Source organism: Marinobacter orientalis (genome assembly GCF_004792665.1).
Classification (GTDB): domain Bacteria; phylum Pseudomonadota; class Gammaproteobacteria; order Pseudomonadales; family Oleiphilaceae; genus Marinobacter; species Marinobacter orientalis.
Window position 1 is genome coordinate 855,892 of the sequence record NZ_SRZX01000001.1, and the last position, 25,515, is coordinate 881,406.

General features: G+C 58.8%; 19 protein-coding genes. 8 read left to right on the forward strand and 11 right to left on the reverse strand.

Going from position 1 to position 25,515, the window contains the following annotated elements; all coding sequences use genetic code 11:
- Positions 1 to 5: 5 nt before the first annotated feature.
- The 5 genes from DIT72_RS04065 to DIT72_RS04085 all read right to left on the reverse strand — a co-directional run bounded on the left by DIT72_RS04065 (position 6) and on the right by DIT72_RS04085 (position 5,219).
- Positions 6 to 911 (reverse strand): cation diffusion facilitator family transporter, encoded by a 906-nt coding sequence (locus DIT72_RS04065; protein WP_135953899.1) that lies wholly within the window; start codon positions 909 to 911, stop codon positions 6 to 8.
- 27 nt (positions 912 to 938) lie between these two features.
- Entirely contained in the window at positions 939 to 2,123 is a 1,185-nt protein-coding gene (locus tag DIT72_RS04070) for a thiolase family protein (RefSeq protein ID WP_135953900.1), read from the reverse strand.
- Positions 2,124 to 2,219: 96 nt separating this feature from the next.
- A complete protein-coding gene (arsJ, locus tag DIT72_RS04075) occupies positions 2,220 to 3,413 on the reverse strand; it encodes an organoarsenical effux MFS transporter ArsJ (protein ID WP_135953901.1) in 1,194 nt (397 codons plus the stop codon).
- Between the two features lies 1 nt (position 3,414).
- On the reverse strand, positions 3,415 to 4,410 hold the full coding sequence (locus tag DIT72_RS04080; RefSeq protein ID WP_135953902.1) for an ArsJ-associated glyceraldehyde-3-phosphate dehydrogenase: 996 nt from the start codon (positions 4,408 to 4,410) through the stop codon (positions 3,415 to 3,417).
- Positions 4,411 to 4,454: 44 nt separating this feature from the next.
- Positions 4,455 to 5,219 carry a metalloregulator ArsR/SmtB family transcription factor gene (locus DIT72_RS04085; protein WP_135953903.1) on the reverse strand — a complete coding sequence of 255 codons (765 nt, stop codon included), beginning with the start codon at positions 5,217 to 5,219 and terminating at the stop codon, positions 4,455 to 4,457.
- 150 nt (positions 5,220 to 5,369) lie between these two features.
- Between DIT72_RS04085 and arsB the strand changes: the two genes are divergently transcribed.
- The 4 genes from arsB to corA all read left to right on the forward strand — a co-directional run bounded on the left by arsB (position 5,370) and on the right by corA (position 10,583).
- Positions 5,370 to 6,440, forward strand: a complete 1,071-nt coding sequence (arsB, locus tag DIT72_RS04090; RefSeq protein ID WP_135953904.1) for an ACR3 family arsenite efflux transporter — start codon at positions 5,370 to 5,372, stop codon at positions 6,438 to 6,440.
- A gap of 146 nt (positions 6,441 to 6,586) precedes the next feature.
- Positions 6,587 to 7,120, forward strand: coding sequence for an arsenate reductase (azurin) small subunit (locus tag DIT72_RS04095; protein WP_135953905.1), 534 nt, complete (start codon positions 6,587 to 6,589; stop codon positions 7,118 to 7,120).
- A 14-nt stretch (positions 7,121 to 7,134) separates the two neighbouring features.
- Entirely contained in the window at positions 7,135 to 9,627 is a 2,493-nt protein-coding gene (locus DIT72_RS04100; protein ID WP_135953906.1) for an arsenate reductase (azurin) large subunit, read from the forward strand.
- Between the two features lie 32 nt (positions 9,628 to 9,659).
- Positions 9,660 to 10,583 (forward strand): magnesium/cobalt transporter CorA, encoded by a 924-nt coding sequence (gene corA / locus DIT72_RS04105; RefSeq protein ID WP_228260724.1) that lies wholly within the window; start codon positions 9,660 to 9,662, stop codon positions 10,581 to 10,583.
- A gap of 121 nt (positions 10,584 to 10,704) precedes the next feature.
- Here corA and uvrD read toward each other — a convergent pair whose 3' ends face one another.
- Positions 10,705 to 12,870 (reverse strand): DNA helicase II, encoded by a 2,166-nt coding sequence (uvrD, locus tag DIT72_RS04110; protein WP_135953908.1) that lies wholly within the window; start codon positions 12,868 to 12,870, stop codon positions 10,705 to 10,707.
- A gap of 277 nt (positions 12,871 to 13,147) precedes the next feature.
- On the reverse strand, positions 13,148 to 14,599 hold the full coding sequence (locus DIT72_RS04115; RefSeq protein WP_135953909.1) for an NAD-dependent succinate-semialdehyde dehydrogenase: 1,452 nt from the start codon (positions 14,597 to 14,599) through the stop codon (positions 13,148 to 13,150).
- Between the two features lie 159 nt (positions 14,600 to 14,758).
- Here DIT72_RS04115 and DIT72_RS04120 point away from each other — a divergent pair, with 159 nt between their 5' ends.
- Positions 14,759 to 15,772 carry a histone deacetylase family protein gene (locus tag DIT72_RS04120; RefSeq protein WP_135953910.1) on the forward strand — a complete coding sequence of 338 codons (1,014 nt, stop codon included), beginning with the start codon at positions 14,759 to 14,761 and terminating at the stop codon, positions 15,770 to 15,772.
- Between the two features lie 4 nt (positions 15,773 to 15,776).
- Here DIT72_RS04120 and thiI read toward each other — a convergent pair whose 3' ends face one another.
- Positions 15,777 to 17,231 carry a tRNA uracil 4-sulfurtransferase ThiI gene (thiI, locus tag DIT72_RS04125; protein ID WP_135953911.1) on the reverse strand — a complete coding sequence of 485 codons (1,455 nt, stop codon included), beginning with the start codon at positions 17,229 to 17,231 and terminating at the stop codon, positions 15,777 to 15,779.
- Positions 17,232 to 17,394: 163 nt separating this feature from the next.
- Here thiI and ppnN point away from each other — a divergent pair, with 163 nt between their 5' ends.
- On the forward strand, positions 17,395 to 18,789 hold the full coding sequence (gene ppnN / locus DIT72_RS04130; protein WP_135953912.1) for a nucleotide 5'-monophosphate nucleosidase PpnN: 1,395 nt from the start codon (positions 17,395 to 17,397) through the stop codon (positions 18,787 to 18,789).
- A gap of 19 nt (positions 18,790 to 18,808) precedes the next feature.
- On the opposite strand, the gene DIT72_RS04135 is transcribed toward ppnN, so the two are convergent.
- Positions 18,809 to 19,144, reverse strand: coding sequence for a c-type cytochrome (locus tag DIT72_RS04135; RefSeq protein ID WP_135953913.1), 336 nt, complete (start codon positions 19,142 to 19,144; stop codon positions 18,809 to 18,811).
- Positions 19,145 to 19,316: 172 nt separating this feature from the next.
- On the opposite strand from DIT72_RS04135, the gene DIT72_RS04140 reads away from it, so the two are divergent.
- Positions 19,317 to 20,420, forward strand: a complete 1,104-nt coding sequence (locus DIT72_RS04140; protein ID WP_135953914.1) for an enoyl-CoA hydratase/isomerase family protein — start codon at positions 19,317 to 19,319, stop codon at positions 20,418 to 20,420.
- Between the two features lie 33 nt (positions 20,421 to 20,453).
- Here the strand turns inward: DIT72_RS04140 and DIT72_RS04145 are convergent, their stop codons facing one another.
- A complete protein-coding gene (locus DIT72_RS04145) occupies positions 20,454 to 22,601 on the reverse strand; it encodes a tRNA(Met) cytidine acetyltransferase TmcA (RefSeq protein ID WP_169449979.1) in 2,148 nt (715 codons plus the stop codon).
- A 7-nt stretch (positions 22,602 to 22,608) separates the two neighbouring features.
- A complete protein-coding gene (locus DIT72_RS04150) occupies positions 22,609 to 22,989 on the reverse strand; it encodes a DUF2237 family protein (RefSeq protein WP_135953916.1) in 381 nt (126 codons plus the stop codon).
- 188 nt (positions 22,990 to 23,177) lie between these two features.
- Here DIT72_RS04150 and DIT72_RS04155 point away from each other — a divergent pair, with 188 nt between their 5' ends.
- Entirely contained in the window at positions 23,178 to 25,508 is a 2,331-nt protein-coding gene (locus DIT72_RS04155) for an ATP-dependent helicase (RefSeq protein ID WP_135953917.1), read from the forward strand.
- Positions 25,509 to 25,515 lie beyond the last annotated feature (7 nt).

Sequence of the window (25,515 nt, forward strand, 5' to 3'; positions counted from 1 at the left end):
CGCTCCTAACAGCCGCAAGCGGTGGGACAGTTTGCCGCATAGGCCTCGCTCTCCTGTTGCAGCACTGTGTGATGGATGCCGAAACGCCCGTGCAGCATATCGGTAGCCAGCGTCAGCAGCCGATCGTTGTCGCGGTCACCCGGGGCCAGGACCAGATGAGCCGTGATGGCATTTTCCCGGGTACTCATGGCCCAGACATGGAGATCGTGAACGGACACCACACCGGGCAGTTCCAGCAGCGCTTCCTGCACCTCGGTCAGATCAATGCCCTCCGGCACGCCATCAAATAACAGGTGCAGTGAGTGCCTGAACAGTGACCAGGTGCCCATCACAATCACCAGCGCAATCACCAGGCTCATGACCGGGTCAATCCAGCCCCAGCCCTGCCACAGATAGATGGCACCGGCAACTACCACTCCCAGAGACACCAGTGCATCGGCCGCCATATGCAGGAACGCGCCGCGGATATTGAGGTCGCCTTCGCTGCCTGCCAGGAACAGCCAGGCGGTCACCGCATTGATCACCACGCCGATACCGGCAACCACCATAACGGTGCCGGCGGCCACCGGAGATGGCGCCTGCAGACGCTCAAATGCCTCCCACGCAAGGGAGCCCATGGCCACAAGCAGTATCACCGCATTGGCAAAGCTGGCCAGGATCGACCCCTTGCGCCAGCCATAGCTGTGACGCAGGTTGGGATTCAACTGCGCCGCGCCAAACGCCGCCCACGCCAGCAGCAGGCCACCCACATCACTGAGGTTATGGGCCGCATCCGCCAGCAGGGCCAGCGATCCCGCCTGCCAGCCGTAAAAGGCCTCGATTACCACGAAGACCACGTTCAGCGTCACCCCGATGGCAAATGCTCTGCCAAAGTGTCGGGGTGCGTGATTATGCTGGTGAGCGCCAGACATTCATTACACACCCAAAAGCCATTTCGGTCAGATCACCTCAAGTGCCAGGGCAATGCCCTGCCCGCCACCAATGCAAAGGGTTACGATACCCCGCCGTAAACCATCACGCTTCATCGAGTGCAACAGCCGGGTTGTCAGTATCGCACCAGTTGCACCGATGGGATGACCATGGGCAATGGCACCGCCTTCGACGTTGACGATATCTTCAGCAAAACCGATCTCGCGAAGGCAGGCCAGGGAGATGGCGGCAAAGGCCTCGTTAATTTCCACGCGATCAACGTCGGATACTTTCCAGCCTGCCCTTGCCAGGGCCTGGTTCACAGCCGGCACCGGTCCTATTCCGAAGTATTCCGGCTCCACCGCAGCCACGCCAAAGCTGACCAGCCGCGCAACCGGCGCCAGACCTTTCTGCTCGGCCCAGCTCCGCTCGGCGACGACCATCGCTGCAGACGCGCTGTTAAGACCCGGCGCATTGCCGGCAGTGATCGTACCTTCCTTGCGAAAGGCCGGGCGCAAACGGGCCAGGGATTCGACGGTGGTATCCGGGCGATTGTGCTCATCCTGCTGGAAACGCATTACGCCCTTGCGACCAGGCACTTCCACAGCCGCAATTTCGTCCTCGAACAACCCTTTTGCCTGGGCTTCGGAGAACCGCTGTTGCGAGCGAAGTGCCCAGCGGTCCTGGTCTTCCCGGGAAATCTCATACCGGGCTACCAGATCCTCGGTGTGCCAGCCGGAATGCTCGCCGCTGAAGGCATCGTTCAGGCCATCCAGCAACATACTGTCATGGAGGACTGCGTCGCCCATTCGCGCGCCCCAGCGGCCCTGAGGGAGCACATAGGGTGCCCGGTCCATGTTTTCCATGCCACCGGCGACCGCGCAATCGGCAAAGCCGGCCCAGATATCCGTGGCAGCACTGGCAATGGCCTGAGCACCGGAACCACAGACGCGGTTGACCGTCAGCGCCGGCACATCCACAGGCAAGCCCCCGCCAACGCCTGCCTGACGGGCAGGGTTCATTTTTACGCCAGCCTGGATAACGTTCCCCATAACCAGGGAATCAACATTTTCCCCCGCCAATCCGGCCCTCGCCAGACTTTCACGGATAACCACAGCACCGAGGTCCGGTACTGATACATCTTTCAGACTGCCGCCGTATGTTCCTATTGCCGTCCTCACCGGACTGCACAACACCACATCACGCTTGGTCATATCCTGTCCTCCCTGGATGAATGTCTGCCGATTATTTCATAACCAATGGTCTTCATGCACGGCAGTACCTTGTTACAGCCAATAGGCAGTGCTCGTTCAGGCCGCAACGGGCCGCCTTTGCGGTAACATCATCGATAGCAGTGCGGCGGCCGCAACCAGTCCAGCGGATATCCACAAGCAGGCTTCCAGGCCATATGCCTGATATACCCATCCGGACAGAATGGTGCCAAGAAGGCGGCCGGCGGCATTGGACATATAATAGAAACCCACGTCCAGCGACACGCCATCACCCCGGGCATAACTGACGATCAGGTAACTGTGCAAAGAGGAGTTAACGGCGAAAAGTACGCCGAACAGCAACAGGCCCCCGATAATCACAATCTGTGGCGACCAGCCCGCCATCAGTGCGATCGCAATCGCGGCGGGTATCAGCGCCAGGGCGCCAGCCCAGAGCACCGCATGCTGTTTGCCTTCCATATTGCCGGTAATGCGTGGCGCTATGGTCTGGATGAAGCCATAGCCGATGATCCAGATGGCCATGAAACCACCTACTTTCCAGAAATCCCAGCCAAACACTGTATGCAGGTAAACCGGCAGGGCCACCACAAACCACACGTCCCGGGCGCCAAACAGGAACATCCGCGCTGCAGACAGCACGTTGATAGCGCGGCTTTTCGACAGGATCTCACTGAACTTCGGTCTGGCCCTGCTCTTGCCCAACTCCTGCTTGAGCAGAAACAGACTTGCCAGCCAGACCAGCCCCAGGGCCACAGCCATAATGATCACCGCGCCGGTGAAGCCCGCAGCCATCAGCAATACGCCACCGAGGAAGAACCCCACGCCCTTGAGGGTGTTCTTGGAGCCGGTGAGAATGGCGACCCATTTATACAACGTGCCCTGTTGCTCATCCGGCACCAGCAACTTGATGCCGCTCTTGGCAGACATCTTGTTCAGATCCTTGGCAATGCCGGACATGGCCTGTGCGGCCATCACCCAGGGCACGGTGAGCATGGCGGCCGGCACCGCCAGCATGGCCAGCGCCACTATCTGCAGGAACAGCCCGATATTCATGGTGCGATTCAGTCCCATGCGGGCACCCAGATATCCGCCCACCAGGTTGGTCACCACTCCGAAGAACTCGTAGAAGATGAACAGCAGGGCAATTTCCAGGGGCGAGTAACCCAACTGGTGGAAATGCAGCACCACCAGCATCCTCAGGGCACCATCGGTCAGGGTAAAGGCCCAGTAATTGCCGGTAATGACCAGGTACTGTCGGATGGCGGCGGTCATATCAGGCGGAACCTACCCGGCGCGCCAGTTCGACGGTGCGATTGGCGTAGCCCCACTCGTTGTCGTACCAGGCGTAGATTTTCACCTGGGTGCCGTTGACCACCAGGGTGGACAGGGCATCGACAATGGACGAGCGCGGGTCGGTTTTATAGTCGATAGACACCAGCGGACGCTCTTCGTAGCCCAGAATATCCTTCAGCTCCCCCTCGGCCGCCTCTTTCAGTAACTGGTTCACCGCATCGCGGTCTGTCGGCGTTTCTACTTCAAACACGCAATCGGTCAATGAAGCATTGGTCAGCGGCACTCGCACCGCGTGGCCATCCAGCCGTCCTTTCAGTTCCGGGAAAATCTCGATGATCGCCGTGGCGGAACCGGTACTGGTCGGAATCAGCGAACTGCCACAGGCTCGCGCCCGGCGCAGGTCCTTGTGGGGCGCATCGATAATGGTCTGGGTATTGGTCAGGCTGTGGATGGTGGTAATGGAGCCATGCCTGATGCCCAGCTTTTCATGAATCACCTTCACTACCGGCGCCAGGCAGTTGGTGGTGCAGGAGGCGGCGGTGACGATGCGATCGCTGGCCGGGTCGAAAATGTTGTCGTTCACGCCCACCACGATGTTCTTGGCGCCTGCTTGTTTAACCGGAGCGGTTACAACTACGCGCTTCACCCCCTGCTCCAGGTAGCCCTGCAGAACCGCCACTTTCCTGTTGACACCGCTGGCTTCAATGACCAGGTCACAGCCGGACCAGTCGGTCTCTGCGATCGTCCTGTTAGCGGTCACGCGAATGCGCTGGTCCCCGATAACGATATCGTCGCCATCCGGATTGGCCTCGTGGCTCCAGCGACCGTGTACGCTGTCAAAGTTCAACAGGTGCGCCAGGGTGCCGGCGTCTGCGCCCGGATCGTTGATGGCGACAAATTCCATCTCCGGCCACCCCCAGGCGGCTCTCAGTGCCAGGCGGCCGATACGGCCAAATCCGTTGATTCCTACCTTCATTTTTTGCTCCTGAATCCATCTTTAGTCTGTGCTGTGAAGCGACTTCACACAACACGCAGTGCCGGCCGGTCAGTCATCGCCTGCAGCCTCGTCATCTCCTGTTCTACCAGCGTGGTGTTACTGTCTGAAGTCTCATCCAGCACCCTGATCAGCCATTGCGGCATCTGTGTATGGAGAAAATAATAGATCCATTGACCCTGCCGCTCCGCTTCCAGAAGGCCTGCTTCCTTCAGGGTTGCCAGATGCCGGCTCACTTTGGGCTGGGACGAATCAAGCGCTGTGGTCAGTTCACACACGCACAGTTTTTTCTGATCACGAACCAGCATCATGATTGCCAGCCGCAACTCGTCTCCGAGGGCCCGAAAAACGGTGACCGGATTGTATTCCAGTGGCTTCAGGCCGGTTTCCTTCTGGTGCACGAGAGTGAAGAGGCCAATGCGGTCCTTCAACTGCTTGAGGGTGAGCGCGAAGGTCGCGTGCCGTCCACTCAACACCGGATCGGGGAAATCCCAGGCAATCTGTTGGGCCGGTTCATATACAGTGCCGCACTCTCTGGAGGCTTTTTCGCACAGGGTAATTACGTAATCCCAGTTTTCATCCTGAAGGTCTGCCAGCTGTTTACTGCGCAAACCCTCCACGGCAATGCCAGACTCCTTTAACACTTGCAGTGCCATGGGATGTGGCTGGGCTGGTTCGGTGCCGGCGCTCGCCACCTCAAACTGATCCCCTGCCATCTCTTTAAGCAGCGCTTCTGCCATCAGGGACCGGGCGCTGTTGGCGGTGCAGATGAACAAAACGCGACGTTTCATATTCGATTATCCATATATAATTAAATGTGGATATATTATTTTTCAAATATTAAAATGATGCAGGAATAAAGTAAACACTCTGGTGATCAAAATGAGTCCGCCAGGCACTATGCTTTGAAACTCAATCCGGATCCGTGTGAGAGGTACGCAATGAGCAGCAATACCGAAGCCACCCAGACCCAGGACAGCGGCGGCGGCATGGACCTGTTCGGGAAGTTTCTGTCGGTCTGGGTGGCCCTGGCCATTATCGCTGGCGTGGCCCTGGGGCAGCTGGCCCCCGTAGTTCCGGAGACCCTGTCCCGTTTCGAATACGCCCAGGTCTCCATCCCCATCGCGATTCTGATCTGGGCGATGATCTTCCCGATGATGGCCCAGATTGACTTCAGTGCCATTGTGGATGTGAGAAAAGAACCCAAAGGGCTGACCATCACCACCGTTGTAAACTGGCTGATCAAGCCCTTTACCATGTTTGCCATTGCCTGGTTCTTCCTGATGGTGGTGTTCGAGCCGTTTATTGCACCGCAACTGGCCAGCGAATACCTGGCCGGCGCCATTCTGCTGGGCGCCGCACCCTGTACTGCGATGGTATTTGTCTGGAGCTACCTCACCAGGGGGGATCCTGCCTATACCCTCGTGCAGGTATCACTGAACGACATCATCATGCTGTTTGCCTTCGCGCCCATCGTGGTTTTCCTGTTGGGAGTTTCCGACATTCAGGTGCCCTGGAATACGGTGATCCTGTCCGTTGTGCTGTATATCGTCATCCCGCTGACCGCCGGCTACCTCACCCGCCGCATTCTTATTGCCCGGCGCGGAGAGCGCTGGTATGACGAGGTATTCATGAAGCGTCTGAGCCCGGTCACACCGGCAGCACTGATCGTCACTCTGGTACTGCTGTTTGCCTTCCAGGGCGAAGTCATTCTGCAAAATCCATTTCATATTGCCCTGATTGCGGTACCGCTGATCGTGCAAACCTTCCTGATCTTCTTCCTCGCCTACGGCTGGGCCCGACTCTGGAAAGTGCGCCACTGCATCGCAGCGCCCGGTGCAATGATCGGTGCCAGCAACTTTTTCGAACTGGCCGTGGCCGCAGCCATCGCCCTGTTCGGCCTGCAATCGGGTGCCGCTCTGGCGGCGGTGGTTGGCGTACTGGTGGAAGTGCCGCTGATGCTGATGCTGGTGCGGATTGCCAACAAGACCCGGGACCGTTTTCCGGCCTGATTTGACCAACATCAATAAAAGTCGAGATCGACGCTGGCTCAGCTGGAGGAAATTGAAAGCCTCTCCTAGATTTGTACAGGTTTCATACAAAAAGTGAGGGCCAGGGGCGGTGATCGCAGGGCCCGAAAAAAGAGAGGGAGAGTGCAATGAAGCTTTCACGAAGAAGGTTCCTTGCCTTCACCGGTACAACCGCAGCCGGCTCTGCCGCCCTTGGTGGCGGCCTGCTGCTGAACCCTGCCCGGGCTGCCGAAGGCAACAGACAACCTGGCAAAGTCCACCTCGATTATCCAACAACCACCGTCAGCAAAGCCGGCGATCTGAAAGTGGGCCAGCCAGTGGCCTTCACCTACCCGGACGATTCCTCTCCCTGCACGTTGGTCAAAACCGGTCGCGAAACCCAGGGCGGCATCGGCCCGGATGGCGACATCGTTGCCTACAGCAACCTCTGCACCCATATGGGCTGCCCCGTTTCCTACTCGGCAGAGGAGCGCACCTTCAAGTGCCCCTGTCATTTCAGCGTCTTCGACTCCGAGCTCAACGGGCAGATGGTGTCCGGCCAGGCCACGGAAAACCTGCCCCGGATTCTCCTCAGCTACAGGGATTCGGATGATTCCATCGAGGCGGTTGGCGTGGAAGGCCTCATCTACGGCCGCCAGGCCAACATTCTGCCGGGCGCCTGAGGGAGGGATGCACCATGTTTGAACACAAGAAAGACCGGATTGCACTGCCACCGGCCAACGCCCGGAAAACCCAAAGCTGTTGCCATTTCTGCATTGTCGGCTGTGGTTACCATGTTTATAAATGGCCCGCCGGCCAGGAAGGCGGACTGGCTCCCGACCAGAACGCCCTGGGCCTGGATTTCCGCCAGCAGTTACCGCCGATGGAAGTGACAATGACCCAGGCCATGACCAACGTCATCCAGGACGATGACGGCAGTTACCAGCGGATCATGATCGTGCCGGACAAGGACTGCAAAGTGAACAGTGGCCTGTCGTCCACGCGGGGCGGTCAGATGGCGTCCATCATGTACTCACCACAAACACCGGTGGGCAGTCAGCGGGTCAAATACCCACGCGTGTTTGCCGGAGATGAATGGCGGGACACCAGTTGGGATCAGGCGATCACCCTGTACAGCCATCTGACCAAGCTCATACTGGATGACGCAGGCTCTGGCCAGTTGATGTTCAACCTGTTCGATCATGGCGGTGCCGGAGGCGGCTTCGAAAATACCTGGGGCACCGGCAAACTGATTTTTACCGGCCTCGGCAGCAGGATGGTGCGGATCCACAACCGTCCTGCTTACAACTCGGAGTGTCACGCCACCCGGGATATGGGTATTGGCGAGCTGAACAACAGCTATGAAGACGCCCGCATGGCGGACTGCATTTTTTCCATCGGCGCCAATGCCTATGAGACCCAGACCAACTACTTCCTGAACCACTGGCTACCCGGTCTCCAGGGCCAGACGGCTGACAGGAAGCGAGAGGTCTATGAGGATGGCGAAACCATCCAGCAGACGAAGATCATCCTGGTCGACCCCCGCCGGTCGCTCACGGTCGCCCTGCTGGAGCAGGCGATCGACAAGGACAACATCCTGTTTCTGGATATCGAGCCCGGCACCGATACCGCCCTGTTCAATGGCCTGCTCACCTACGTGGTCGAGCAGGGCTGGCAGGACGAGGATTTTATCAACGAATACACCACCGGCTTCGAGGATGCCCTCAAAGCCAACCGCATGAGCCTCGACGAGGCCAGCCGGATTACCGGCATCAGCAAGGACAAGCTGGTTCAGGCCGCAGAGTGGGCTTATAAGCCGAAAGCCTCCGGCCACCCGCCACGCACCATGCATGGTTACGAAAAGGGCATTATCTGGGGCAACGACAACTATCGCATCCAGTCGGCACTGGTGGACCTGGTACTGGCCACCCATAACGTGGGTCGCCGGGGCACCGGCGTAGTCCGGATGGGCGGCCACCAGGAAGGCTACTGTCGGCCGCCGTATCCGGGTGGTCGTCCGGCTCCCTACGTGGATCAGGAAATCATCGGGGGCAACGGCCAGATGCTTACGGTCTGGGCCTGCAATGCCTTCCAGACGACTCTGAACGCCGAGCAGTATCGTAATGAAGTTCTGCGCCGCAGCGGCATCGTCAAACAGGCGCTGCGGAAGGTCCGTGGCGCCGGCCCCGAGAAGATGGCGGAGGTCATCCACAAGGCAGTGAAGGAAGACGGTGGCCTTTTTGTCACCGTAATCAACCTCTATCCCACCAAGTTTGCCGAGGCTGCTCACCTGATTCTGCCGGCCGCGCACACCGGTGAAATGAACCTGACCTCCATGAACGGCGAGCGGCGTCTGCGCCTGTCGGAGAAATTCATGGCCCCTCCCGGTACCGCCAAACCGGACTGCCTTATAGCAGCGGACATGGCGAACGCCCTGCGCAGGCTTTACGAAGCCGAAGGCAACGCTGAAATGGCAAAGCGTTTTGAAGGTTTTGACTGGAAAACCGAAGAAGACGCTTACAACGATGGTTTTCGTCGCGCTGGCCAGTCCGGGGCGCCAGACATTGAAAGCCAGGGCGGTTCCACCGGCCACCTGGCCACCTACGAAAGGTTGCGGGCCGCTGGCAATAACGGCGTGCAACTTCCGGTCAAGGAATACAGGAATGGCCAGCTGATCGGAACAGAAATGCTGTATACCGACGGCAAGTTCGATACCGACGACGGCAAGGCGCACTTCCAGGCCGCGCCCTGGAATGGCATGCCGGATGTCGTGGAAGAACAGCGCAAGAAATACCGGTTCTGGATCAACAACGGCCGGACCAACCAGATCTGGCAGACCGCTTATCACGACCAGTACGTGGAATTCCGCCGTGGCCGCTATCCCATGGCGCCGCTGGAAATCAATCCGGAAGATGCCAGGGATCTGGGCATCGAATCCGGCGACCTGGTAGAGCTGTTCAACGACTATGGCGCCACCACGGCCATGGCGTATCTGGAACCGGACATCAAACAGGGCCATGTGTTCATGGAAGCGATGTACTTCAACTCCGTCATGGGGGACCTGGTCACTCCCTGGACCGACCGGAACATCATCCCCTACTACAAAGGAACCTGGGCGGATGTCCGCCGTGTCGGCAGGATCGAGGATTACGCTGACAACGTGAGCTTCAAACGTCGCCGTTACGTTTAACCATGCTCAGATATTTCAGGATCGTTGACGGTTTGATCAAGGAAATGGGCACTTCAGGGGAAGCCCCGGCAACGCGGTTGAAACAGGCGGACTGGATCGACGCCTGTGAACCCGACGAAACGGAACGACAGGTTCTTCTGGATTTGCTGAAAACCGATATCCCGGAGTTCGATGACGTGGAGGAAATCGAGGCGTCAGCACGCTGCTTTGTGGATCAGGCCGGCGTGCACGTCCATTCGCTTTTCCTGAATCTGGCCGAAGGCCGTCACAACACCGTCTCTGTTGCCTTCATACTGCAGAAGAACCGCCTGATTACGATCCGCGAAAGTGAGCTTGCGGATTTCCGTTTACTCAGAATGCGCGCGCGCCGGGAGCAGGTCGAGGCACGGGACGTGGCCGAAATGCTGGTCACACTGCTGGAACAGAAAGTGGAGAACCACGCCGACGGGCTTGAGGACCTTCACCGCCAGCTCGAGGATGTCAGTTATCTGGTGCTTGAAGACGAGGAGGCCGAACTGGACGAGGCCATCAATCGCCTCGCCAGGCTCGAAGACAGCAACGGCAAGACCCGGCTGTGCCTGATGGATACCCAGCGCAATATCTCGTTTCTGCTCCGTCACCTGCGCAAGGACGGCGACCAGCGGGAGACGCTCCGGGAAATCAATCGTGACATCGAAACCCTGATGTCCCACACCACCTTCCTGTTCGACAAGATCAACTTCCTGATGGACTCTACCCAGGGCTTCATCAACATCGAACAGAACCAGATCATCAAGACCTTTTCGATTGCCGCCGTGGTGTTTCTGCCGCCGACTCTGATTGCCAGCATTTACGGTATGAACTTCGAGCACATGCCGGAACTGGAGTGGCTCTGGGGTTATCCGGGGGCGGTCGTCCTGATGGTATCCGCCGGATTCGCACCTTACTGGTACTTCAAGCGCAAGGGCTGGCTCTGAGCCCGAAATAACCGTAGGTCGGATTAGCGAAGCGTAATCCGACACTGAATTCAGCGCTGTGAATATCGACGCAATTTGTCGGATTACGCTTCGCTAATCCGGCCTGCTTCTGCAGCGCAACTCAGCAGGCTTCCAGAGGTGCGTACGCCAACACCAGCCACTTGGCACCGTCATCAAAGTTCACCTGCACCCTGGTGTGGTGACCGCTACCTTCGCTGTTCATCACGATACCCTCGCCAAACTTGGGATGACGTACCCGTTGGCCCAGGCTGAAACCCGCCTGCTCCATGGGACCGGAATCGAATAACTTTTCGTTCGGCCGGGACACCATGGCAGGGCGGCTGACGGTGTTGCGCAGCCGCACTTCCTGGATACAGTCGCCAGGAATCTCGCGAACGAAACGGGACAGGGCATGGAACTTTTCCTGACCGTACAGACGGCGGGATTCGGCGTAAGTAAGCACCAGCTTCTTCATGGCGCGGGTAATGCCCACGTAGGCCAGGCGACGCTCTTCTTCCATGCGACCCGGCTCTTCCAGTGACATGCTATGGGGGAACAGGCCCTCCTCCACTCCGGCCAGGAACACGAGGGGAAATTCCAGGCCCTTGGCAGAGTGCAGGGTCATCAGTTGCACGCAGTCCTCGGAAGCCTCTGCCTGGGCCTCCCCCGCATCCAGTGCCGCCTGGGCGATAAATTCCGACAGCGGATCAACCCCCTCCTCAGCCTCGAAATCCGCCAGGGCGTTCACCAGCTCTTCCAGGTTCTCCACCCTCGCCTGACCTTTCTCGCCCTTTTCCCTGGCGTGGTAATCCTTGAGGCCACTGAGTTCGAGGGTTTTTTTCATCAGCCCCTGCAGGGATGCGTCATCCACCATTTCCGTCAGGCTTTCGATGATGCCCATGAACGATTGCAGACCGTTCCTGGCGCGCCCCTTGACCTGGCCGGCTTCCAGCAGCCGCTCGGCAGATTCCCAGAGGGAGATGCTGCGCTCGGTCGCAAACGCCCGCATATCCGCCAGGCTCTTGGCGCCAATACCGCGGGCGGGGATGTTCACCACCCGTTCAAATGCCGCGTCGTCCCGCCGGTAATGCACCAGGCGCAGGTAGGCGATAGCGTTGCGGATTTCCTGGCGGTCGTAGAACCGCAGCCCGCCGTAGACGCGGTAGGGGATGCCCTGGCGGATCAGGGATTCTTCCAGTACCCGGGACTGGGCGTTGGACCGATACAGAATGGCGGATTCGCTGCGCAGGTTGCCTTCGCTGACCCAGCTGCTGATGGTGTCGGCAATGTAATTGGCCTCATCCTGCTCGTTAAAGGCGGCATAAAGACTGATGGGCTCACCGTCCGGACCATCGGTCCAGAGCTCCTTGCCCAGCCGGCCCTGGTTATTGGCAATCACGGCGTTGGCCGCTTTCAGGATCAGTTGCGTGGAGCGGTAGTTCTGCTCCAGCCGCACCAGCCGGGCATTGGGAAAATCCCGCTGGTATTGTTGGATATTCTCGATTTTCGCGCCCCGCCAGCCATAGATGGACTGGTCGTCATCGCCCACCACCGTCAGCGGCACCCGGTTACCGGCCAGAATCTGCAACCAGGCGTACTGAATGGTGTTGGTGTCCTGGAACTCATCCACCAGGATCTGCTGGAAGCGGCTCTGGTAATGGCTCAGAAGCTCCGGGCGATGCAGCCAGAGCTCATGGGAGCGCAGCAACAGCTCGCCGAAATCCACCAGCCCGCTCAGATTGCAGAGCCTCTCGTACTGGCGATAAACCGTCAGCATCGTGGATGTGAAATGGTCGCCGGGGTTCTCCTGGATGTGTTCCGCCCTCAACCCCTCGTCTTTCTGGCTGTTGATGAACCACTGGGCCTGTTTTGGTGGCCAGCGGCTTTCGTCAATCTGCAGTTCACGCATCACCCGCTTGATCAGGCGCAGCTGGTCATCGCTGTCCAGAACCTGGAAGTTCTCCGGTAACCCCGCATCCTGGTAATGCGCCCGCAGCAAGCGGTGGGCAATGCCATGAAAGGTGCCGAACCACAGCCCGCGAGCCGGAATGTTCATCATCTGCTCGATGCGATAACGCATCTCTTTCGCCGCCTTGTTGGTGAAAGTCACCGCCAGGATGCCCGTGGGCGGCACCTTGTCCACCTGCATCAGCCAGGCGATCCGATGAACCAGCACCCGGGTCTTGCCACTGCCCGCGCCGGCCAGCACCAGCAGGTGGTCGTTCTGGGCGGTAACTGCCTCGCGCTGGGCGTCATTGAGGGCGTCAATAATGTGGGAGACATCCATAGAGATTTGGTCGCTACTGGTTAAATGAACAGGGTTTGGATTATAACAGGAGAAAAGAGGGTTTGCCGGGTGGAGAATATCTTCGGGCTGGTTGTCGGCTTACGGCTCTGCCTGATCCGACCTGTAATTCTACGGTGGCAGGCAAGGAGTAGGTCGGATTAGCGAAGCGTAATCCGACACCCGTTAAATCCGACAAAAATTCCATGAACCAAACAGAGCACGGGGAAAGTTTCCCCGTGCGATACCCCAAAAATCTGAGGGCTGAGGGACTTTTCTGTTAAAAGCCTCTGGGCACTGTTTGCGCCTCTACAAACTCGAACAGCCCTTCCAGGCCGCCTTCGCGGCCGATGCCGGAGGCCTTCATGCCACCGAAAGGCGCTTCCGGTGTGGGCCCTGTGCCGGTGTTCCAGCCGCAGTGGCCGAAGCGCAGGCCTGCGGCAACACGCTGGGCTCGTTCGGCATCGCCGGTGAAAACGTAAGACGCCAGACCGAATTCGGTGTCATTACCGGCTTCGATGACTTCCTCTTCGCTGCGGAACAGGGCCATGGGCACCAGTGGACCAAAGGTTTCTTCGCGATAACACTCCATATCCCGGTTCACACCGGTGATCACTGTCGGCGGGAAGAAAAGGCCGTCGCCAAGTTCTTTCGGTTGCTTGCCGGCAACCAGACCAGCGCCTTTCTCCAGTGCATCTTCAAGGTGGCGTCTGACTTTGTCGAAGCCGGCCTTGTTGATCAGTGGACCGAGGTCCACATCGCCGTTGATGCCGTCACCCACTGTCATCCTGTTCACTCGCTCGGCAAGTTTCTCACCAAAAGCATCGGCCACTTTCTCATGAACAAAGATCCGGTTGGCGCAGACACATGTCTGGCCGCCGCCACGGAACTTGTTGGCAATGAGGTTATCGGCAGCCGCGTCCAGGTCGGCGTCGTCGAAAACAATGAACGGTGCGTTACCACCCAGTTCCAGGGCCAGTTTCTTGACCTGGTCGGCAGTGTCCAGGATCAGCTTGCGGCCCACTTCTGTGGAGCCGGTAAAGCTGAGCATGGGGACATCAGGGCTTTCGCACAGTACCTTGCCGATTACGCTGGCCTTGCCCATCACCAGGTTGACCATGCCATCGGGAATATCGGTGTGCTTGTCCATCAGGGTGAACAGAGCAATCATCGTCAGCGGTGTTTCGCTGGCCGGCTTGATCACTGAGGGGCAGCCTGCCGCCAGGGCCGCAGACAGCTTCTTGGCAATCATGCCGATAGGGAAGTTCCAGGGCGTGATCAGGCCGGCAACACCAATGGGGCGATAATGCACGGTCCAGGTACAGTCCTTGGGCTTCTCTGTCAGGGTGTGGGCGTCGAGCGCCTGGATATGTTTGGAGCAGTAATCAAAGAAGCCGGCGGCGTAATCCACTTCACCCTGGGCTTCGTTAAGAGGTTTGCCATGCTCCATACACAGGATACGACCCACTTCCTCTTTATTGGCCTTGAGGGCATCGCGGATGTCTTCCAGCCACTTGCGCCTGGTTTCAATGCTGTAGGGATTGGTCAGGCGGAGGGCGGATTTGCCGGCTGCAACCGCATCGTTGACGTCGCTTTCCGACATTGAAGCCACACTGGCAATCACCTTCCCCGTGGCCGGGTTATAGACATCGAAGGTGTTACCTTCCGGGGAATCAGACCAGCGGCCACCGATGTAGCCGGTCAGCTTGGGAAGCAGTGGTGACTCGATCATCTCGGCTCCTTTCAGAATTGTATAAATTCAGGTTTGCGTCAGTTTGATATGTCTCTCATAGTGGATGCAGAAACCGCTACTGTAAAGTCAGACAATAGTGTTTTGACCAGTACCTGCGGATGCCTATACTCAAGAATGTCATTATCAGGAGGCCGGAACATGAAGGCGTTTTTTCATCCCTCACAGGATCAGCATCTTCCCAAGACCTACTTTACCCGCGGCCAGATGCGCCAACCCCAGGAGGTGCCGGATCGCACCGGGCAGATGCTGGAAGGGCTGAAAGCGATGGGCATTCCGGTGCTGCAACCGGCAGACCAGGGCGCCGCAGCAATCTCGAAGGTCCACGACCTGGGTTACCTGCGGTTTCTGGAGTCTGCCCATCGCCGTTGGTCAGCGATGGGGGACTGGGGTGACGAGGTGATTTCCAACATTTTCGTACGCTCACCCAACGCCCTGAAGGGTATCCTCGCCGAAGCTGGCCGCTACCAGGCCGATGGTAGCTGCCCGATTGGTGCGAATACCTGGGATGCCGCCTACTGGTCTGCCCAGACTGCTCTGGGTGCCGCCGATGCTCTTATCGCAGGTGAACGTACGTCCTATGCGGTCTGCCGTCCACCGGGGCACCATGCCCGCAGGGACGCTGCTGGCGGGTTCTGTTACCTCAACAACGCTGCCATTGCTGCCGAACACATGAAAAGTCGCTTCCCCCGGATTGCCATTCTGGATACCGACATGCACCACGGCCAGGGCATTCAGGAAATCTTCTACGACCGCAGCGATATTCTCTACGTCTCGATTCACGGCGACCCCACCAATTTTTACCCGGTGGTCAGTGGCTATGAGGAGGAACGCGGAGAAGGCGACGGTTTCGGATACAACATCAATCTGCCCATGCCCCACGGCTCGTCAGAGGAAGACTTCTTCGCCAGGCTTGAGGAAGCACTGGCCGCTATTCGCCTGTTCCAGCCGGACGCTTTGATACTCCCCCTCGGGTTCGATATCTATCACAACGACCCCCAGGCCAAGGTATCGGTATCCTCGGAAGGCTTCTGCCGCCTGGCCACCCATATCCGCAAGACCGGCCTGCCGACACTGGTTGTACAGGAAGGCGGCTATGATCTGGAGACCCTGAGTGAAAACGTGCAACAGTTCTTCAAGGGACTGGAAGGGTAAGCAATCAGCTCGCGGGGGCGTACACCTTGATGTTGGTGTGGCCCTCGGCTTTCAGGTTGCAGGCGTGCATCCGGCTCATGGTGCCACGGTCGCAGTACAACAGGTACTGCCTGCCGGCCGGCAGGGAGCCGATGCGCTCATTCAACTCGTAGAAGGGAATTTCAACCACCCGGTTGCCGGTCAGGTGCAGGGGTGACTGTTCGCCTTCCGACGGATGGCGCACATCAATAATGATATCGTTCACATCCGGGGTATTTACCAGCTCTACGTCTTCCGGTGTGCAAATGGCTTCCAACAGGCGGTTAACGGGAGTGTCCTGGCGGTTTGCAATGGCCTGCGCCAGCACCTGAGCATCCATGTTGGCCTCGTCTTCCTCAACCCGATGGAGCTTAGCCCGGGTTGCCGGCTTGCGGGAAATAACACCACAGTACTCCGGCATGGTGCGAGCGAAGGGCTCGGTGCCGATCTCCCTGGCGATGTTGATAATGGCCTCTTTATCCATGGCAATCAGCGGCCGCAGCACCACCTCGTCGCTGGCACGATCCACCACGTTGAGGTTTGACAGGGTCTGGCTGGAAACCTGCGCCACCGCGTCTCCGGTCACCAGGCCTGAGGCATTGTTTATGGCCGCAATCTCCGAGGCCGCTTTCAGCATCTGACGCTTGAGCACAACCCCCCAGTGGCGCTGGTTAACAGATCGCATGATTTCCGCGACCACATCCTCGAAAGGCACGGAAATGAATTTGGCGCCATGGGACGCGCCATAGCGCTCCCAGATATAGTGCGTAACCTGACGCACACCAACCTCGTGGGCCGTGCCTCCCAGCCTGAAGAACAGGAAGTGGGACCGCAGCCCGCGGCGCATCATCAGGTAGGCTGCCACGGAGGAGTCGTAACCACCGGAAATCAGTGTCATTACAGTTTCTACTGCGCCCAGGGGATAACCGCCAGCACCACGATGTTTGCGGTGGGCGATGTGATAATGATGGTCGTGGATTTCAATACGTACCTCGACTTCGGGCCTGCCCAGGTCAACACCTTTTGGCGCGGAGCCTTCAAAAAGCGCGGTGCCCACGAGGCGCTCCAGGTCGATGGACCGGAACGGATGGTCGCCGTGACGGCGGACGCGGACTGCAAAGGTTTTGTCACGGATGCGCTCTGCAAACGCGGCAACCGCCTTTTCCGCCACGTCTTCCATGGTCACCCAGGGGAAAACAGCGATTTCCTGAATGGTGGAAATGCCGGGGATACGCTGGAGCTGTTCAATAACAGGGCCCGCCAGGCCGCGGCTATCAGGGACATCAACATCCACCCGGTCCCATGCTCCCTCCACCTGGATGTCACTATCAAGGCGTGTGAGCAGCTTGCGAACATTCTGGCGCAGGTGCCGCATCTGCTGGCGGCGGACAGGCTTGCTCTTGATAGCCACTTCGGGGGCAGGACGAATAAGAAGTTTCATAAATCGGACATCTGTCGGGTAGCGTAATATCAGTAAAGTGCTTAGTGTAACGGTTTCACTGCATGCCTGAAAATCAGGCATTCCCGAAGCTGGTTATAATGAGATAAAAAGGTACCATCGCGATTTCAAGGTGCCAGCGGAACATTCAGGAGTTTCACCGTTCATGACCGAGTCCACCATCAATGCCCTGGTGTCCCCAGAGGGCAGTCTGGAAATCCTCTCCACGTTTGAAGTCAACCGCCTTAAAGACAGAAGTGAAGGCGGTCTGTACCGGCTGTTCCGCCAGTGTGCCCTGGCGGTGCTCAACACCGGTATCGAAACCGATGACTGTAAAGCCCTGATGGAAGCCCATGCGGATTTCGATGTTCGCCTGGTGCCCCAGCCACGGGGCCTGAAGCTGGAACTGGTCAATGCACCCGCCCACGCATTTGTGGATGGACAGATGTTGCGCGCTATCCGCGAACATCTGTTCTCGGTATTGCGGGATATTATCTATTCCTATTCCATCCCCGAGTCCGCCTCAGGGCTGCGCAGGGACGATCCGGAAGGCATCACCAACCTGATTTTTCACATATTGCGCAACGCCCGGGTGCTGCAGGCGGGCCGCCATCCGGACCTTGTGGTGTGCTGGGGCGGGCATTCCATCAATGAGCGGGAATACCAGTACAGCAAGGAAGTGGGCCATCAGCTTGGTCTGCGGGGGCTGAGCATCTGCACTGGCTGTGGCCCTGGCGCCATGAAGGGCCCGATGAAAGGGGCCACCATTGGCCATGCCAAGCAACGGGTGAAAAACGGCCGTTATATCGGCCTGACAGAGCCGGGAATCATCGGTGCGGAAGCGCCAAACCCCATCGTTAACGAACTGGTTATCATGCCCGACATCGAGAAGCGGCTTGAGGCATTCGTCAGAACCGGACACGGCGTCGTCGTCTTCCCCGGTGGCGTGGGCACCGCCGAAGAAATTCTCTATCTGCTCGGCATCCTGCTGCATCCGGATAATGTCGACCTGCCCTTTCCGGTGGTCTTTACCGGTCAGCCGGAAAACGCGGAATACTTCGAGATGATTGACCAGTTCATACGCAACGCACTCGGCGACGAAGCCGCCAGCAAGTACGAAATCATCATCGATGATCCGGACAAGGTTGCCCGCACCATGAAGCAGGGCATGAAAGACGTGGAAACCTTTCGCCGTGCGATGCAGGATGCCTACTATTTCAACTGGATGCTGAAGATTGATCCGGTGTTCCAGCTACCGTTCGAACCTACCCACGAGAGCATGCGGGCGCTGGAATTGCACCGTGACCAGCCGGCTCACCTGGTTGCAGCCAACCTGCGCAAGGCATTCAGCGGCATTGTCGCGGGCAACGTCAAGGAAAGCGGCATACGACAGGTCGAGACCCGGGGGCCCTTTGAAATTGCCGGGGACCCGGCATTACTGGCGCCACTGGGTGCCATGCTGAAAGAGTTCGTATCCCAGAACAGAATGAAGCTACCGGGTTCTGGTGCTTACGAACCCAGCTACAAGATTGTCAGCGGAGCGGCGCAGGCCACTCCCTGAGGGTTGAGAGTGGCGGGACTTATTTGCCGCCATCGGCCGGCAGGCTGGAATAGTACGCTGCCAGATTGGCGATATCTTCATCACTCAGACCTGCGGCCTGGCCCTGCATAACCGCAGCCTGGCCACCGCTGCGCTGTTTGTTTTTGTAGGCCTTGAGCGAGGACACAAGGTATTGCTCATTCTGTCCCGCCAGGTTGGGATAGCCGGGAATTGCGGCGATGCCGTTCTTGCCATGGCAGGCGGCGCAGACAGCTGCCTTGGCCTTGCCTGCCTCGGCATCTGCAGCAGTTGCAACCGCAGGAAGGGCCGCACCCAGGGTGAACAGAACAGCAATAGTATGGTATTTCAGCTTCATTGATTTTACCCTCTCATCATTTTGGAGCCCGACAGACAGATAGCTGAAAGGCGAAAACTGAACAAACTTATAGCACAGACAGACAAAACCTCAAATGTGATAAATCAATGCACGTTGCGCAATTACAGGCGTCAGGCCGTTCATGCCAACGTATTTCAGCGGAGAAGCGAATATGCCCATTCACGTTCAGGAGCTTGAATGCCGGGAAGGCAATATTGGTCTGATCACTCTGAATTCCCCTGCCACCCTGAACGCCCTCTCTTCGTCGATGATCAGCGACATCGAGGCGGTACTCGGTCAGTGGGCCGATGCCGACCACATCAGCCTGGTCATCTTCCGGGGCGCCGGCGACCGGGCCTTCTGCGCAGGCGGAGACATCCGTGAACTGTATGACGTCCTGTCGGCAAACAGTGATCCGGACATCCCTGCCGGTTTCTTCGTCAACGAGTATCGCATGGATTACAACATCCACTGTTTTCCCAAGCCGGTTATCGCCATTGGCCACGGCGTAGTGATGGGAGGCGGGCTCGGCATCTTCTCAGCCTGCCGTTATCGCCTTGTAACTCCGGACGTAAAACTGGCGATGCCGGAAAATACCATTGGCCTTTTCCCCGACGTGGGCGCCAGCTGGTTCCTCAATCGGCTCCCGGGGCGCATCGGGCTATTCATGGGCCTCACCGGTGCCCGGCTGAACGTCTCTGACGCGCTGAGAGTTGGTCTGGCCGATATGGCCATCCTGACAGATCACATAGACCCCCTGATCGAACGGTTACAGCAGGAGCGCTGGACCGGCGAAGCGGCCGCCGATGACAACCGCCTGTTCCGGCTCATCAAGCAGCTTGAGCACCCGGATTACAGGGCGCTGCCGGCCAGCGAACTGGCACGGCACGAACAGAGTATCGCCAGGCTCAGCGCCGGCGACGAGTTACCGGACATTGTGGACAATCTTCTGGCGGCAGACGTCGACACCAGGTGGTGGCGCGACTGCATGGACAGTCTTGGCAAAGGTTGTCCGGTGTCGGCCTGGCTGGTCTGGACCCAGTTGAAGAAGGCCCAGCAGAAGTCACTGAAAGATGTCTTCAGGATGGAACTGTCCATGACCACCCGATGCATCAAACGGCCGGATTTACGGGAAGGTATCCGGGCCAGGCTGATCGAAAAGGACAATACTCCCCAATGGTCTTTCAAGACGGTGGCCGAGGTGCCTGCAAGTGTTATCGAGGAGCACTTCCTGCCGGAGCTGGATGACAGCAATGATCCCATGGGTCTGGACTGAGGACAGTGCAGCGTCCTGCCGTTCCGGGGCGGATCACAACCCGGGCCGGTTTTGCAGAATATCACCAACCACGGCACGCAGCGCCGATTCCCCCGACTCCCGCCCAAGGCACTCACCCGCGGACTGCAGCCGGCTCCAGGACCAACCCTGAATAACGGCTCGCGTCCACAGGGAGGACTGGCTGCTGGCGGCCACCAGATCAGGCACGCCGGCCTGCATGGAGAGTTTTCTCAATACCGGAAGCGTCAGGTCAAAGCCACGGTAACCTTTGGCAAAACTGTTCAGGTCTCTGCGGTCGTCATCATTCAGGGAGCTCTCGGCTGGCAGGCTGTCGGTCAGCTGAAGCGTCAGCCCGGGCGCCAGATCAGGCCAGTTCAGAGGTACCAGCGTCAGCCAGTGCTCTGCCAGCCTGCTGCGCAGGCGATGCACCAGCGCTCTTCCCCGGCCAGACACACCACTGAGCATCTGCAGCGGATACTCGCCACTGCTGGCCTCACGCTTCAGGCCCAGGCGCACCGGCACCAGCCCGCACCGCTGCCAGAATGTCACCAGTGCAGAGTTACCTCCGAAACTGGTGCCGACGCCATCCATTCCCTGACTTCGGGCATAGTCCAGTGCTGCTGCCAGCAGCCTCTGCCCCAGGCCCCGGCGACGCACTCCGGCACTCACAGCAACTCGCACCACCCGCAGCAGGCACTGACTCGCTGCTTCAGAAAACCCGCTGTGAGTGGCCAGGGACTGGGGCAATAAATGACCCCGCATGCGGCGTTTGCCCAGCATCACCTGCTCGGCCAGCTCCGGGGCCAGGCCACCTTCCATCGTTGCCCAAAGCACACCCGACAACACACCATCACAGGTCAGGCACCAGCTCACAGCTGCCGGGTCATCCATCCATTGCCGCAGATCGCCGGGAGAGGTCCGATAATGGGCATCCACCAGCAGGCCAAAGGCTTCTCTCAACTCCTGATCGCCAGCTGTAGCGGGATTCCAGGATTCAACCACTACCCTGGAGCCATCTTCATGTGCCGGGGGCCCTTCGGCATCCAGCAGAAACATCCGCCGGATCAACGGCTCCAGAGGATCGGACCTCGACCAGCGGATCGGTGCCTTGAGCGAGACGGCGCGCCAGTGGGGCGTCTCAGTGTCCAGCACCGAACGGAAGCGAATGGCAAATCCGCGGCCGGAACCTTCATAGCCGTGAACCGTGGTGGAAAAGACTACCCGCGGCCAACCCAGCAGCACCCGCTTGAGCAGCTCTGCCGGCATAGCGGCCGCTTCATCGACCATCACCACTTCCGCTTCCGGCTTCTCCGCAAGAAGCCGGTCCGGCGCCCAGTACTGCAGTCGGGCCTGATCACCCACAACAACATCGTCCGTGCCCATCTCCGGCCCGGACACCTGCCCGGCAATCATACGGGCATGGTGAAAAAGCGTCTTCACGGCGGCGGGCTCAGGCGCAGTCACCACCACCCGTTGCCGCCCTTCCTGCAGCAGACGGACCGCTGCCATCCCCAACGCTGCCGACTTGCCACGGCCCCTATCCGCAGTCACCACCAGCGGCCGCCGGCGGCGCCCCAGTCCGGTTCGCACCACAACTTCCACAAGCGCACTCTGATCTTCCGTAGCGCCGACCTGAAATGCCTCTGGCGGCGAAGCAGGTTGCGGTAACTCCGGCTGCGGATTTACCGCCGGATTAACGCGAATAACATCAGAGTCGGCGGCCGCAACACTGGCCAGCCGGGCAGCAAACGGATGCTCCACAGCTCCGTCCAGTCCGGTACGCCCATAGTCCGGATCCTCAAAACGGCCCCATTGTGCCAACGGCGGCATCAGCCAGAAAAACAGCCCCCCGGCCGACAGCGTTCCCGACAGCGCCGCAAAACTGTCTGGCGGATTACCCTGCCAGCCATCCCAGACCACACAGGCCAGCTCCTGCCCCAGCCAGCGGCGGCCTTCAACCGGTTTGACCGGTGTCAGCGATGACGCCGGCTGGTCGTCAACCGGCCCGGTCCAGATGCCCGGCGTAATCGACAACACGGGGAGGAGTGAACAAAGCCACTTCACAGAGGCGTCACGATCGCCTTCCAGAATGACCAGCCGCCGATGCCCGGCTGCCCGCAAATCACTCTGCAGCTTCAGCCAGCGACTCAGATCAGGCGTTTCCTTCCCGGACCGGTCCACGATGGACTCAGCTCAGATCCACGGAGTGACGTTTGAGGTCCTGCAGCCTGGAATATTTGAGCGCTGACCGCTGGGTAGCTCTCAGTTTCACCCGCGGCGCACAGCCCGCTTCAAACGCCTCCTGCCAGCGGGACGCACACAGACACCAGGAATCCCCTTCTTTCAGGCCGGGAAAACCGAATTCTGGCCGTGGTGTGCTGAGGTCATTCCCCCTGGCACTGGAAAACTCCAGAAATTCGTCTGTAACAACGGCACAGACAACATGCGCGGCCAGGTCGTCCGGCCCGGTATTACAGCAACCATCGCGATAGAATCCGGTTTCCGGATCAGTACCACAGACTTCCAGGGCTTCGCCCAACACATTCACTGCTTCAGCAGTTGTAGCCATGACGGCATTCTCCAAATTCAAGGGGAGGGTTTGGACAGTCCCTTCCAAAACTGTGCGGAGCCATGGATGGCGGAGCCCAAGCGTCACAGGGATGTGCTTGAGCGTGTTTTGGAAGGGACTGTCCAAACTCTCCTGCACCGAACTTACGGTTAATCCAGACAAGCAGAAAAGCAAAAATCACCAGGATTATGCGGCACCAGTATCAGCACTACCAGCCGCCGGGTACAATACCGTCCATGCCGACCCGACACCAAACACCGCACACAACCGAGCTGCCGGAATATCTTACCGATGAGCAGCGGGCCATCATCACCGCCGGCTTTGAGCATGCGGTGATTACGGCCGTGGCGGGTAGCGGGAAGACCTCTACACTGGCCTGGCGCATTCGCTACCTGCTGGAACAGGGGCACGACCCCAACCGCATGCTGGTTTTAATGTTCAACCGGAGTGCACGGGTAGACTTTGAACGTAAGCTACAGGAAACAACCCGTAACCTGGGCCTGGCGATCCCCGAAATTCGCACCTACCACGCAATGGGGCTGCGGCTTTACAAACGCTTTGTCCGCGAGGGCTTCCTGCCCGGGTTTTCCGACAAGATCCTCACGGATCAGGAAATCAGCTACCAGGCGTGGCAGCTGACCCGCCGGCTGGCGCCCGAGGATCTGGCCGATGAAATTCGCCGCAACAAGAAAGACTTTGTCGAAACCGCCGCGAACTTCATCGATCTGGTAAAAACAACCCTGTCCCCGGTGGAGATTGTATTCGAAGAGCTGGGCTACTCCGACAAGCACCGCTACCTGATCGACCTGTTCCACTGCTTTGAACAGTGGCGCAAATCCCAGAGCCGGATCAGCTACGCCGACATGCTCTACGAGCCGGTGATGGCCATCCACCAGAACCCACCGCTGCAGCGATTAGTGGGCAACAAGATGGACCTGGTTCTGGTGGACGAATACCAGGATACCAACGAAATCCAGCACCTGCTGCTACGGTATGTGGCCGGGGACCGGGCACGGGTAACGGTTGTGGGCGACCCGGACCAGACCATCTATGAGTTCCGTGGCGCCAAACCGGACTTTATTCTCAAGCGCTTCAGCGAGGAATTCGAAAGCCCCCTGGAACAGACCCTGAGCTACACCTTTCGCTATGGTCACCAGGTAGCCCTGCTGGCCAACCATCTGATCTGCCACAACACCGGTCGCAAGGATGTGCTATGCCACTCCCACCCTTCCACCCCGGCGACCGGAATAACCCTGCACCAGCAGGAAAACGACAGCGATATTGTTCTCAAGCTGCTCCAGCCCATGGATGACACAGCGCTCGGCAACACCGCCATCCTCTTCCGGGTATGGAGCCAGAGTGTGCCGATCGAACTGAAACTGCTGTCGCGGCAGGTGCCCTATCGCATTGACGCCGGCAAGGGTGCGCTCTTCAGCCGCGAGGTTCAGGCCATCACCAGCCTGCTGATGGTGGTGTCCGGGCGTATCAGCAACCTGCCGGACGAGGACCGCCTCGATATTGCCCGGCAACTGCTGAGATTTCCCCATGTAGGCCTGAAAGAGCCGGAGCTGGAGCAACTGGCGCGTTTCCTCGCGGGATTCGGAAGTGGCTGGCACGAGCGTTTGCTGGCCATGGACTTCGACGCTCTGGCGCCCATGGCCGCCAGGAAACTCCGCAAACTGGGGGGCATACTGGCACAGTTGCGCAACTTCAAGGGGTCGGTGGCAGACCTGATTACCCGCTATGCGGATGAAACCGAGCTCTATGAAGGTATCCGCAGTCTGGCACTGACACATGAAACCGCCGACGAACGCATTGAGACTGTGCGCGGCTTCCGGCTTTACCTGGCAGGACTGGATGCAAACATTGAGGGAGCACTCGATCACCTGAAGGCTCTTAAAAAACAGGCCGGAGAAAATCGCCGGGGCGGCGCATTGCTTTCCACCATTCACCGCACCAAGGGCCTTGAATGGTCAACCGTGATCCTGCCGGGTCTGCAGGAAAAGTACCTGCCGTACAGCCCCAGAGCCCAGGATGATCCGAAAGCCTTCCTGGAAAGTGAGCGCAGGCTGCTTTACGTGGCCATGACCCGTACCCGGGAGCAGCTTCACCTGATCACCCGTCCCTTTGGTGAACAACGGCATCTGGACGGCGACCAGGGCCCCAGCCGGTTTGTCGATGAGCTCTGTTTTCCCCTCTCCCGGGAATTCGGACAATGGCTGGACAACCGCACTACCGATAAAGAGCATGAGCTGACGACCACCGCGCCATTAACTGCCACAGGCACTCGTTATGCTTCCCGGGAAGGGGTTTTCCTCAATGGAAGCAGTGAAAGCGGGGCAGACCCGACCGCCCCACTTTGGGCAAGCCCCCGTCTCAGCCACGCCATCTTCGGGGCAGGATCCGTGGTCGGTGAGGACGATAGCTCATTTGAAGTCAGCTTCGATAATGGCGACACCCTGAATTTCAGCAAGAAAAGCGCCCATCTGTATTTCACACTCCTCGGCAAGGAAGCCTGAGAAAAAT

Coding starts and splice junctions, on each gene's coding strand:
- DIT72_RS04085 (WP_135953903.1), bottom strand. CDS start 5,219: ATGAAACGTCGCGTTTTGTTCATCTGCACCGCCAACAGCGCCCGGTCC.
- uvrD (WP_135953908.1), bottom strand. CDS start 12,870: ATGGATGTCTCCCACATTATTGACGCCCTCAATGACGCCCAGCGCGAG.
- DIT72_RS04155 (WP_135953917.1), top strand. CDS start 23,178: ATGCGGCACCAGTATCAGCACTACCAGCCGCCGGGTACAATACCGTCC.
- DIT72_RS04100 (WP_135953906.1), top strand. CDS start 7,135: ATGTTTGAACACAAGAAAGACCGGATTGCACTGCCACCGGCCAACGCC.
- thiI (WP_135953911.1), bottom strand. CDS start 17,231: ATGAAACTTCTTATTCGTCCTGCCCCCGAAGTGGCTATCAAGAGCAAG.
- DIT72_RS04135 (WP_135953913.1), bottom strand. CDS start 19,144: ATGAAGCTGAAATACCATACTATTGCTGTTCTGTTCACCCTGGGTGCG.
- DIT72_RS04080 (WP_135953902.1), bottom strand. CDS start 4,410: ATGAAGGTAGGAATCAACGGATTTGGCCGTATCGGCCGCCTGGCACTG.
- DIT72_RS04150 (WP_135953916.1), bottom strand. CDS start 22,989: ATGGCTACAACTGCTGAAGCAGTGAATGTGTTGGGCGAAGCCCTGGAA.
- ppnN (WP_135953912.1), top strand. CDS start 17,395: ATGACCGAGTCCACCATCAATGCCCTGGTGTCCCCAGAGGGCAGTCTG.
- DIT72_RS04070 (WP_135953900.1), bottom strand. CDS start 2,123: ATGACCAAGCGTGATGTGGTGTTGTGCAGTCCGGTGAGGACGGCAATA.
- DIT72_RS04120 (WP_135953910.1), top strand. CDS start 14,759: ATGAAGGCGTTTTTTCATCCCTCACAGGATCAGCATCTTCCCAAGACC.
- arsB (WP_135953904.1), top strand. CDS start 5,370: ATGAGCAGCAATACCGAAGCCACCCAGACCCAGGACAGCGGCGGCGGC.
- DIT72_RS04095 (WP_135953905.1), top strand. CDS start 6,587: ATGAAGCTTTCACGAAGAAGGTTCCTTGCCTTCACCGGTACAACCGCA.
- DIT72_RS04140 (WP_135953914.1), top strand. CDS start 19,317: ATGCCCATTCACGTTCAGGAGCTTGAATGCCGGGAAGGCAATATTGGT.
- DIT72_RS04065 (WP_135953899.1), bottom strand. CDS start 911: ATGTCTGGCGCTCACCAGCATAATCACGCACCCCGACACTTTGGCAGA.
- arsJ (WP_135953901.1), bottom strand. CDS start 3,413: ATGACCGCCGCCATCCGACAGTACCTGGTCATTACCGGCAATTACTGG.
- DIT72_RS04115 (WP_135953909.1), bottom strand. CDS start 14,599: ATGATCGAGTCACCACTGCTTCCCAAGCTGACCGGCTACATCGGTGGC.